Here is a 9,403-nt window from a genome sequence, read left to right as displayed (position 1 = left end):
GTACACAGTGCACTGGGTTATGTATCACCTTTTGAGTTTGAAGCAATGTACTATGATAAGATTAACCCGTTAGGTCAGGTGGCCTAACTTAAATAAAAAAGTCTCCGACAAACCCGGTACGGTTCATTAGTTGCATTTTTAGCCAGCGAGGATGCAAACTATATTACAGGTCAGTCTATTTTGACAGATGGTGGAATGGTTTACCGTTAATATCAACATAAGGAATACACAATGAAAGCAGCTCGTTTTTATGATCGAGGGGATATTCGAATTGAAGATATCCCTGAACCGAAAGTACTTCCAGGCACAGTTGGAATTCAAGTTGCATGGTGCGGTATTTGCGGTACAGATTTACATGAATTCATGGAAGGCCCTATTTTTATTCCACCTTGTGGTCATCCACATCCAATTTCGGGAGAATCTGCACCTGTAACAATGGGACATGAATTTTCAGGCGTAGTTTATGCAGTTGGTGAGGGTGTAGACGATATCCAAATTGGACAACATGTCGTAGTTGAACCCTATATTATTGCGGATGATGTCCCGACTGGCCCAAATGATAAGTATCATTTATCAAAAAATATGAACTTTATTGGTTTAGGCGGACGCGGTGGTGGTCTTTCTGAAAAAATTGCAGTTCAGCGGCGTTGGGTTCATCCTATTTCAAATGATATTCCTTTAGACCAAGCAGCATTGATAGAACCTTTATCTGTCGGTCATCATGCCTATGTCAGAAGTGGCGCAAAAGCTGGCGATATCGCACTGGTTGGTGGAGCAGGCCCAATAGGCTTACTTTTATCTGCTATTTTAAAGGCTAAAGGTCTCACGGTCATCATTACTGAACTGAGTGCAAAACGTAAAGAAAAAGCGATAGAAGCGGGTGTTGCCGATTATGTACTAGACCCATCTAAGGTTGATGTAGTTGCTGAGGTAATGAAAATTACAGAAGACCGCGGTGTAGATGTCGCTTTTGAATGTAGTAGTGTCAATAAAGTCATGGATACACTCGTTGCAGCAATGAAACCAACTGGTGTAGTCGTTATCGTTTCTATTTGGAGCCATCCTGCCACAATTAATGTACATAGTGTGGTGATGAAAGAGCTAGATATTCGTGGCACGATTGCTTATGTAAATGATCATCAGGAAACTATCCGTTTAGTCGAGCAAGGTAAGATTAATCTAGAACCTTTTATTACCCAACGTATTGCATTAGATGATCTTGTTTCTAAAGGCTTTGAAACGTTGATTCATAATAATGAATCGGCTGTAAAAATTATTGTTCATCCATAGTAAAGCCTAATTTGAACGACTAATTTGAATAAACTAGAAATAAACTCTATGTAGCTATTTCTAATATCTTTATAGATAGGGAATGAGTCTGTACGTACAGATTCATTCTCAAATTTACAGTGTTGAGTGCCAGTATGATTTTGATCATACAGTCTAGTAAAGATAGAAAATAAGTTTTTAAATAAACCATAGGGATATAGACTAAATTTTGCCAGGAAAGTGGTGGCAGTCTACCACTAATTGAAAGGTATCTACAAAATCATTGGCTATTCAATAAGTTTAGTTTTCTGTTTGGTATAAAATATTATGCTGAGTTTTGATAGCTACGATTTTTGTTTGGCTTTTTGACGTAAGACATACAAATATAAGCTTTCAACTTTTTCACGTGCCAATGGTGTGGTACGTAAAACCGTAATGATGACTTAACACTTGGATCTATACAAAAACATCTAATTTCAATTTTACGACTTAAGCCATCAAAGCCACATCAGAAATAATGAACAAAATGACAGGTGTTATTTATTTAACATAACGTACATTATACGCAATCAGTCTGTTAGAAACCATTTAAAGTGTCTGTATTCTCACCAATAAAAATGTCTGGTCTATGATGCGCATCAACATCATGGACTGGATATAAACTTGAGATGCTGATCACTATGTCTGACAAGGAAATACAACGTCTTGCAGTCCTGCAAGATGTTCGAGATCAACGTATTACACAAGTCCGTGCTGCAGAAATTCTGAATCTTTCAACACGCCAAATTACTCGATTATTGCACAAGCTCAATCAAGACGGTGTTTCAGGTCTGGCACATGCCAGTCGTGGTCAACCGGGTCATCGTCGTCATGATGACTTGTTAAAATCAAAGTGCCTTTCCATTATTTCTGAACATCTGCTGGGCTTTGGTCCCACCTTGGCGCATGAGAAGCTCAACAGCATGTTTGACCTGAATATCCCTGTAGAAACGCTTCGGCGCTGGATGACTGCAAATGGTCTCTGGATTCCGCGATCCAAGCGCCAGAAACGTCCATATCAACCTCGATATAACCGCGATTGCTTTGGTGAGCTAATCCAGATTGATGGCTCATATCACGATTGGTTTGAAGGACGTGACGCTAAATGCTGCTTGTTGGTTTATATTGATGATGCCACTGGAAAGCTGTTGCATCTGCGCTTTTGTGAGGCCGAAACGACCTTTGATTATATGCTTTCAACCCGAGCCTACATTGAGCAATACGGCAAGCCTTTGGCCTTTTATAGCGATAAACACTCAGTATTTCGAGTCAATCAGAAATCCAAGCAAGACAGCCAGATCACGCAATTTGGCAGGATTCTCAACGAATTAAACATCGATATTATCTTTGCCAACTCACCACAGGCCAAAGGACGTGTGGAACGCGCCAACAGAACTCTGCAGGATCGCCTGATCAAGGAAATGCGTTTGGAAGGCATCTGCTCAATTACCGAGGCCAATGCTTGGCTGCCCTGCTTCATTGAGCAGTTCAATCAGAAGTTTGCCAAGTGTGCGAGAAACTCGAAGAACTTGCATCGACCTTTAACGGAATCTGATGCTGAGCTAGAGGATATTTTTACCTGGCAGGAACCGCGTAAGGTCACGAAGAATCTGACTATCACGTATGACAAGTGTATTTATATGCTTGAGCCAACACCACTGAACCACAAACTTGTTGGGCAATACATAACATTTTTAGAGTATCCAGATGGTACTGTGGCCATCATGCACGAAGGACGGAAGATCAACTACAGTATTTTCAATAAACTGGCTAGACTGCAGCAGAATGAAGTAGTTAAGAATAAAAGATTAGGTGCGGTTCTGGCCCATATCCAGCAACAACATGAAGAGTTGGAAAAACAAAATAAAAGTTCCCGTGCCAAGAAAAGTATGCCGAGTCGTAAAGCTCAGAAAGTTGTTATTGAACAAAGAAATTTAAATCCTGTTCTTGACTCTTGCAGTTAAAAACAGGCCATTTTAAATGGTTTATCGCATAGACATTTTAATTGGTGAATAACATGAATATATTAAGCAATTGATATATATGGGTTTATTTTGAGTGTTCGGTGTCTCAATTTATCTTATCATTCACAAAAAGATAAAAAGCTACTCAATCTTTCAATCAAGTAGCTTCAAAAATACGCCGTACAATCTGTTAAAGTTTTTTCCAAGTCATCGTGCTAATCGCATTCGCGCTCTTGGCTTTGCCATATACTTTCATTTGATTATTCGCCGCATTTAATTGAGCATCAATTTTATAGACATAACCATCTTTCGGGTTAATCCATTGTCCTTGCGAAAATTGTTTTGGATTTGAATTTGCTACCAAGCCTTCTAATGCCTGCATGCCTTTTATGGGCTGATTCTTTAAGTTGCCTTGGCATTTACTGCATACCTCTAATTGAATTGTGCCTACCGATAACAAATTTCGAGTAATTACAGCACTATATTCCGAAGTTTTAGAGTTCTTACGAATCACAATTTCTGCAACATAATGCCCTTTATGATCATCAATGACTTTCCATGTACCAATCAATGGATCAAATGGCATGGCTTGAGCAGGAAAAATAAATCCCAAATATAGTGCAATTGCACCTAAAAAATTACGCATCATAAAAATATCAACTTAAAACCAATTTACAGCACGGTTGTGCTAAAAATGGGCGTGATTATAGCAATCAATGTTGAATTTAAATTAATTTTTTCATTAAAATTAAATGTTTATATGCTATTGGTTCGATGAAATATCATTAAAAATGTGAACCAATACGCGTTTTGTGGATGGATAATTTTTGATGTGTTGCAGCTTTATGTATAAAAGTGAATCTATAACGTGATTTTGTATGCAAATTAATCATCTATATTTCTATTTTCAACATTTGCTGTGTTATGGCGTAAACTAGACCTACAAGCTGTATCACTATAAGTTAAGAAATATTCACAGGAATGCTCTTAACTTTATCCTAAGTTTTTGTTTTTACTGTCTTAAATTTATCTATCTTTAAATTTAGGTTTAGTCATCAAGGTAACATCGTATGCTCAAGTGGTTCGAGAAACTTATAGATCCTTATCCAAATAAAGGTTTGACCGAACCCTTGCCAACCACGTTTTTTGCCTTTGTTTGGCAAGCAGCTTCAGGTGTACGTCCATATTTATTGTTATTGGTTTTATGTACTGCAGGCGCTGCCAGCTTTGAAGCTTTGCTATATGCAAAAATTGGCGATTTAGTCACATGGCTTAGTCAAAGTCAGCCAGATACTTTCCTTGCGCAACATCAGCAGAACCTTACTTTGCTGTTTTGTATTTTATTGGCCAATATCTTTTTTGCCAGTGCGCAGTCAATTGTGAAGCATCAAATGTTATACAGTGGTTTTCCAATGCGTTTGCGTTGGCGTTTCCACAATTTAATGTTGCAACAAAGTCTGGATTTTTTCCATAATGATTTTGCAGGAAGACTCTCTGCCAAAGTCATGCAAACCGCCTTAGCAGTACGTGAGTTTTGGGTCATTTTGGGCGATATGCTTGCCTATGTATTCATTTACTTTATTACGATTAGCCTAGTATTGGGCGCAATTTCTCCAATGCTCATTTTGCCGTTATTATTATGGTTGGCTTTATTTATTCTTGCAGCAGCTTATTTTATTCCGCGTTTGAGCAAAGTATCTAATGAACAAGCCGATGCACGTGCGGTGATGACAGGACGCGTGACCGATGCTTATACCAATATTCAAACCGTAAAATTATTTGCGCATGCAGGTCGCGAAAGCCAATATGCCAAAGCGTCGATGCAAGAATTTATGTTGACGGTTTATAAACAAATGCGTTTGGGCGCTCAATATGAAATCAGCATCAATTTATTAAGCGTGGTGTTGTATGTGGGCGTTTTAGGTACAGCAATTTGGCTCTGGTTAAATGGCCGTGCAGAATTGGGGATTATTGCTGCCACTACAGCCATGATTCTTAAACTCAACAGTATTGCCGAGTTTATGATGTGGCAGACCTCTGCCCTGTTTGAAAATGTCGGCACCATTCAAGATGGTATGAAAACTCTCGGACGTCCAATTGCGATTCAAGACAAAGCCGATGCAAAACCATTACAAGTTGCTCAGGGCGAAATTCAGTTTAAAGATGTCAGTTTTGCTTATAACAGTAAAAACGTGATTGATCAGTTTAATCTGCATATTCGTGCAGGCGAAAAAATTGGTATCGTGGGACGTTCAGGCGCAGGTAAATCGACCTTAATTCAATTGCTTTTACATTTTTATGAGCTTAAACACGGCTCAATTATGATTGATGGGCAAAATATTGAAGATGTGACCCAAGACAGTTTGCGTAAAAATATTGCACTTGTGACTCAAGATACTTCGCTATTACACCGTACTGTGGCTGAAAATATTAAATATGGTCGCCCTGACGCGACTGATGCAGAAATGTTTGAAGCGGTACGCAAAGCCAAAGCTGAAGAATTTATTCCACAATTGACCGATTTACGTGGCAAAAAAGGTTATGAAGCCTACGTGGGCGAACGGGGTGTTAAACTTTCAGGCGGACAACGTCAACGTATTGCCATTGCCCGTGTTTTCTTAAAAGATGCGCCTATTTTAATTTTAGATGAAGCCACCAGTGCGCTTGATTCTGAAGTTGAAGCGGCAATTCAATCGAGCCTCGATGAACTCATGCAAGGTAAAACTGTAATTGCGATTGCACACAGACTATCTACCATTGCACAAATGGATCGTTTAATTGTGCTCGATCAAGGACGTATTGCAGAACAAGGTACGCATGATGAACTGGTGGCTATGAACGGAATTTATGCACAACTTTGGCAGCGTCAAACAGGTGGTTTTTTAATTGAACAAGATAAAATCGTAAAACCATCGACTGATAAAAATTAGCATCTCCAGCAACTTTGCTGTAACTCAGGCTTTGATGAAATGCAGATTTATCGCATATAGTCAAAGCCTGTTTTGTCTAACAATTTCCATAGAATTTCTTTAATTTTCATGCCAAGATGCAATATGTCATCTACGTTCTTATGTCGCCGTTTGGCAAACTAAGATATGCATAGATGACAGTCGCTAAGGCAAATTAAAATAAAATTAGCAAATGCAATGGAACATGCATGAAAACAATATCAGCACGTCAGGAACAAGGTGTTCCAGGGGTTTATGGCTTATTGGTTTTGGATGTTGTATCCCGTTGGGGTTATAACGCAGATACCTTATTTGCACCATTTCAACTCAATAGCGAAATGTTGGCAGACCCAGAATGTCGTATTCCTACACCTATTGCCAATGAGTTGGTTAAACATGCTTTAAAACTTACAGGCGAATCGACGCTCGGTTATCATCTTGGTACGCAAATGCGCATTTCCATTCATGGCTTTATTGGCTATGCGATTATGACTGCGCATGAAATTAGTGATGCGTTGATTTTAGCCAATCGTTTTATTCAACTGCGTATGCCCTTTTTACAATTGTTTTTCTCAACTTTTGGTGAAAAAGCCAGTCTGCAATTGCAGTGTGATATTCACATGGAACCTTTACGCACAGAAATTGCCATCGCTTTAATTATTGGCATGATTACCATGAGTAAAGCCATGACAGGTACCGAACACTTTACAGGTGAAGTCGATTTTGACTTTCCTAAACCTGCAGGTTTTGATCAGTATTTTTCGAAATTTCCTTATCATCAATTCCGTTTTGATCAGCCGTATTTAGGTTTAAGTTTTGACAAGCAATATCTAGGCTTAAAAATGATTAATGCCGATCCTATTGCCAGTCAAATTGCGATTAATCAATGTGAAGCCGAACTTTCTGCTTTAGGTGAACGTCGCCGCATTTCTATGCGAGTACGTGATATTTTAACCCACGCAGAACAGCATTATTTAAGCATTGAAAATGTTGCCGACTATCTACACATGTCCGACCGCACACTCAAACGTCAACTGGCTGCAGAAGGTACTTCATTTTCAAACTTGGTCGATGAAGTACGTTATCGGCATGCAACTTCCCTGCTTTCCCGTACAGACTACACGCTAGAACAAATTGCCGATGAATTGGGTTATAGCGATGTGGCAAATTTTAGTCGTGCTTTTAAACGCTGGAGTGGACGCAGTCCGAGCAATTGGCGTAAAGATCCGTATTTATAAACTTTTGTTTTTAGCAAAAAGCATGTATAAAACATGGCAAAAAGATTCGATACAATTTAAGGAGTTATCAAATGAATCACCCAGCGGAATTAAAATATGCAAGAACACATGAATGGGTGCGTATTGAAGGTGATTTGGTCGTCACAGGCATTTCAGACCACGCACAAGATGCTTTAGGCGATTTGGTCTATGTAGAAGCACCTGAAGTTGGTCAAAAAGTAATTGCGGGTGAACAAGCAGGTGTGGTTGAGTCTGTTAAAACAGCTTCAGATATTCACGCCCCTGTTTCAGGCGAAGTAGTTGAAGTAAATAGCAATTTAGACGATGACCCTGACTTTGTAAATGATGAACCGTATGGCAAAGGCTGGATTTATAAAATCAAGCCAGACAATATGGCAGATGTGGAACAGCTTTTATCAAGTGCGGACTATGAATCTGGCTTATAAGCCTTAAATTTGTAGTGTTTAATCGCTCAAATTCAAAGAAATCAGCTTCGGCTGATTTTTTTTGCATTGCAATTTGCGAAATAAATAAAATTATCTTTATTTGATAAAATAATTAAAAAAATAGAATTAAAATCTAATTTTAGTTTTAATTTTATTAAATAACTATACTTTTCACATAAATGGGTTTATTATTTTTTGCATGATCTTACTGTGTGATGACTTCCAATAACAAAGCATCTGTATAACAAAGTACACATTGCACGCTACTCCACTCACCATATATAGGTTTAAGTTATGTCAGCTATAAATGTCGAACATTTATGGAATAAGTCGTTTATTCTCTGCTTATTCAATAACTTGTTCTTATTCATATTTTATTTTGCGCAAACGACAATTTTGCCTATTTATATTGTGAATGAGTTGGGTGGTAGCTTGTCACAGGCAGGTTTAGCCATGACTTTGTTTATGTTATCTGCAATCGCGATTCGCCCATTTAGCGGTTTGATTATTGAAAAATTTGGTGTAAAGAAAACCTTATATGTTTCTGAAATCATGTTTTGTCTGTGTAGCGTGGCATACATTTTTGTAGATAGTTTACTGTTTCTACTCGTACTGCGTTTTTTACATGGGATTTGGTTCAGCATTGTCACCACAGTTACCGTCCCTATTGCCAATAACTTTATTCCAGACAGTCGCAAAGGTGAAGGTATGGGCTATTTTTTGGTGTCAGTAAATTTAGGGATTGTATTGGGACCTTTAATTGGTTTAAGTCTGATTCAAAGTGTTTCTTATGCCAGTATTTCTACCTTACTATCCGTCAGTGTTTGGGTAGGTTTCGCCTTCTGTTTAATGATTCCAATTGCGACCCAAAAAGTAAAAACTGAAACAACACCTAAACGTAAATTAGGGCTTCAAGATTTTGTAGAGAAAAAAGCAATTCCTGTATCACTCATGGCGATGATGGTTTCTTTCGCGTATGCCAGTATTATGTCATTTATTTCCACCTTTGCAGAATCACGCAATATGCTGTCTTATGCGAGTTTATTCTTCGTGATATTTGCAGTTTCGATGATGATTTTGCGCCCAATTACAGGCAAAATTTATGATCGTAAAGGGGCGAGTTATGTGATTTATCCTGCAATTATATTATTTGCTTTAGGATTAATTGTCTTGAGTCAGGTACACAGTGTATTCGGTTTTATGTTGGCTGCTGCATTAATTGGTGTAGGGTTCGGGTCTGCCCAACCTTGCCTGCAAACCATTTCAATTCAACGCTCCCCTAAAGATCGTATTGGTCATGCCACATCTACGTATTTTTGTTGTTACGATATTGGTATCGCCTTAGGCGCGTTAATTCTAGGTTGGATTATTGCGGGTTATGACTATACCGCAGCGTATTTGCTCTGTGCTGTTGTGACCTTAATCAGTTTAATTTTCTATAAATTTGTTGTGGCTAAACAACCTAATGCAGATATTCAGGCTTAGTTTTTAATAGCAGC

At 38.5% G+C, this 9,403-nt stretch carries 7 protein-coding genes and 2 pseudogenes; 7 read left to right on the top strand and 2 right to left on the bottom strand.

Going from position 1 to position 9,403, the window contains the following annotated elements; all coding sequences use genetic code 11:
* Nucleotides 1–117: 117 nt before the first annotated feature.
* Nucleotides 118–210 (top strand): annotated as a pseudogene (locus FTU58_RS10720) (SDR family oxidoreductase); the annotation flags it as partial.
* A gap of 21 nt (nucleotides 211–231) precedes the next feature.
* Entirely contained in the window at nucleotides 232–1,290 is a 1,059-nt protein-coding gene (locus FTU58_RS10715; RefSeq protein ID WP_004281883.1) for a 2,3-butanediol dehydrogenase, read from the top strand.
* 323 nt (nucleotides 1,291–1,613) lie between these two features.
* Here FTU58_RS10715 and FTU58_RS10710 read toward each other — a convergent pair.
* Nucleotides 1,614–1,774: pseudogene (locus FTU58_RS10710) on the bottom strand (VF530 family DNA-binding protein); the annotation flags it as partial.
* A 163-nt stretch (nucleotides 1,775–1,937) separates the two neighbouring features.
* On the opposite strand from FTU58_RS10710, the gene FTU58_RS10705 reads away from it, so the two are divergent.
* Entirely contained in the window at nucleotides 1,938–3,272 is a 1,335-nt protein-coding gene (locus FTU58_RS10705) for an ISNCY family transposase (RefSeq protein WP_180062415.1), read from the top strand.
* Nucleotides 3,273–3,462: 190 nt separating this feature from the next.
* On the opposite strand, the gene FTU58_RS10700 is transcribed toward FTU58_RS10705, so the two are convergent.
* Complete coding sequence (locus FTU58_RS10700) at nucleotides 3,463–3,921, bottom strand: DUF2147 domain-containing protein (RefSeq protein ID WP_136143933.1); 459 nt, start codon at nucleotides 3,919–3,921, stop codon at nucleotides 3,463–3,465.
* Between the two features lie 421 nt (nucleotides 3,922–4,342).
* Here FTU58_RS10700 and FTU58_RS10695 point away from each other — a divergent pair, with 421 nt between their 5' ends.
* The 4 genes from FTU58_RS10695 (at nucleotide 4,343) to FTU58_RS10680 (ending at nucleotide 9,389) form a co-directional block, all read left to right on the top strand.
* Entirely contained in the window at nucleotides 4,343–6,202 is a 1,860-nt protein-coding gene (locus FTU58_RS10695) for an ABC transporter ATP-binding protein (protein ID WP_167846013.1), read from the top strand.
* A gap of 227 nt (nucleotides 6,203–6,429) precedes the next feature.
* Nucleotides 6,430–7,458 carry an AraC family transcriptional regulator gene (locus FTU58_RS10690; protein ID WP_004973729.1) on the top strand — a complete coding sequence of 343 codons (1,029 nt, stop codon included), beginning with the start codon at nucleotides 6,430–6,432 and terminating at the stop codon, nucleotides 7,456–7,458.
* A 71-nt stretch (nucleotides 7,459–7,529) separates the two neighbouring features.
* Nucleotides 7,530–7,904 carry a glycine cleavage system protein GcvH gene (gcvH, locus tag FTU58_RS10685; protein ID WP_096902550.1) on the top strand — a complete coding sequence of 125 codons (375 nt, stop codon included), beginning with the start codon at nucleotides 7,530–7,532 and terminating at the stop codon, nucleotides 7,902–7,904.
* Nucleotides 7,905–8,198: 294 nt separating this feature from the next.
* Nucleotides 8,199–9,389, top strand: a complete 1,191-nt coding sequence (locus FTU58_RS10680; RefSeq protein WP_131261381.1) for an MFS transporter — start codon at nucleotides 8,199–8,201, stop codon at nucleotides 9,387–9,389.
* Nucleotides 9,390–9,403 lie beyond the last annotated feature (14 nt).

Origin of the sequence: Acinetobacter sp. YH12120, assembly GCF_013418795.1 — a bacterium.
In the GTDB taxonomy this organism is placed as follows: Bacteria; Pseudomonadota; Gammaproteobacteria; order Pseudomonadales; family Moraxellaceae; genus Acinetobacter; species Acinetobacter towneri.
The sequence above is the reverse complement of the archived record's forward strand: the minus strand, read 5'-3'. Positions and strand labels throughout refer to the sequence as shown.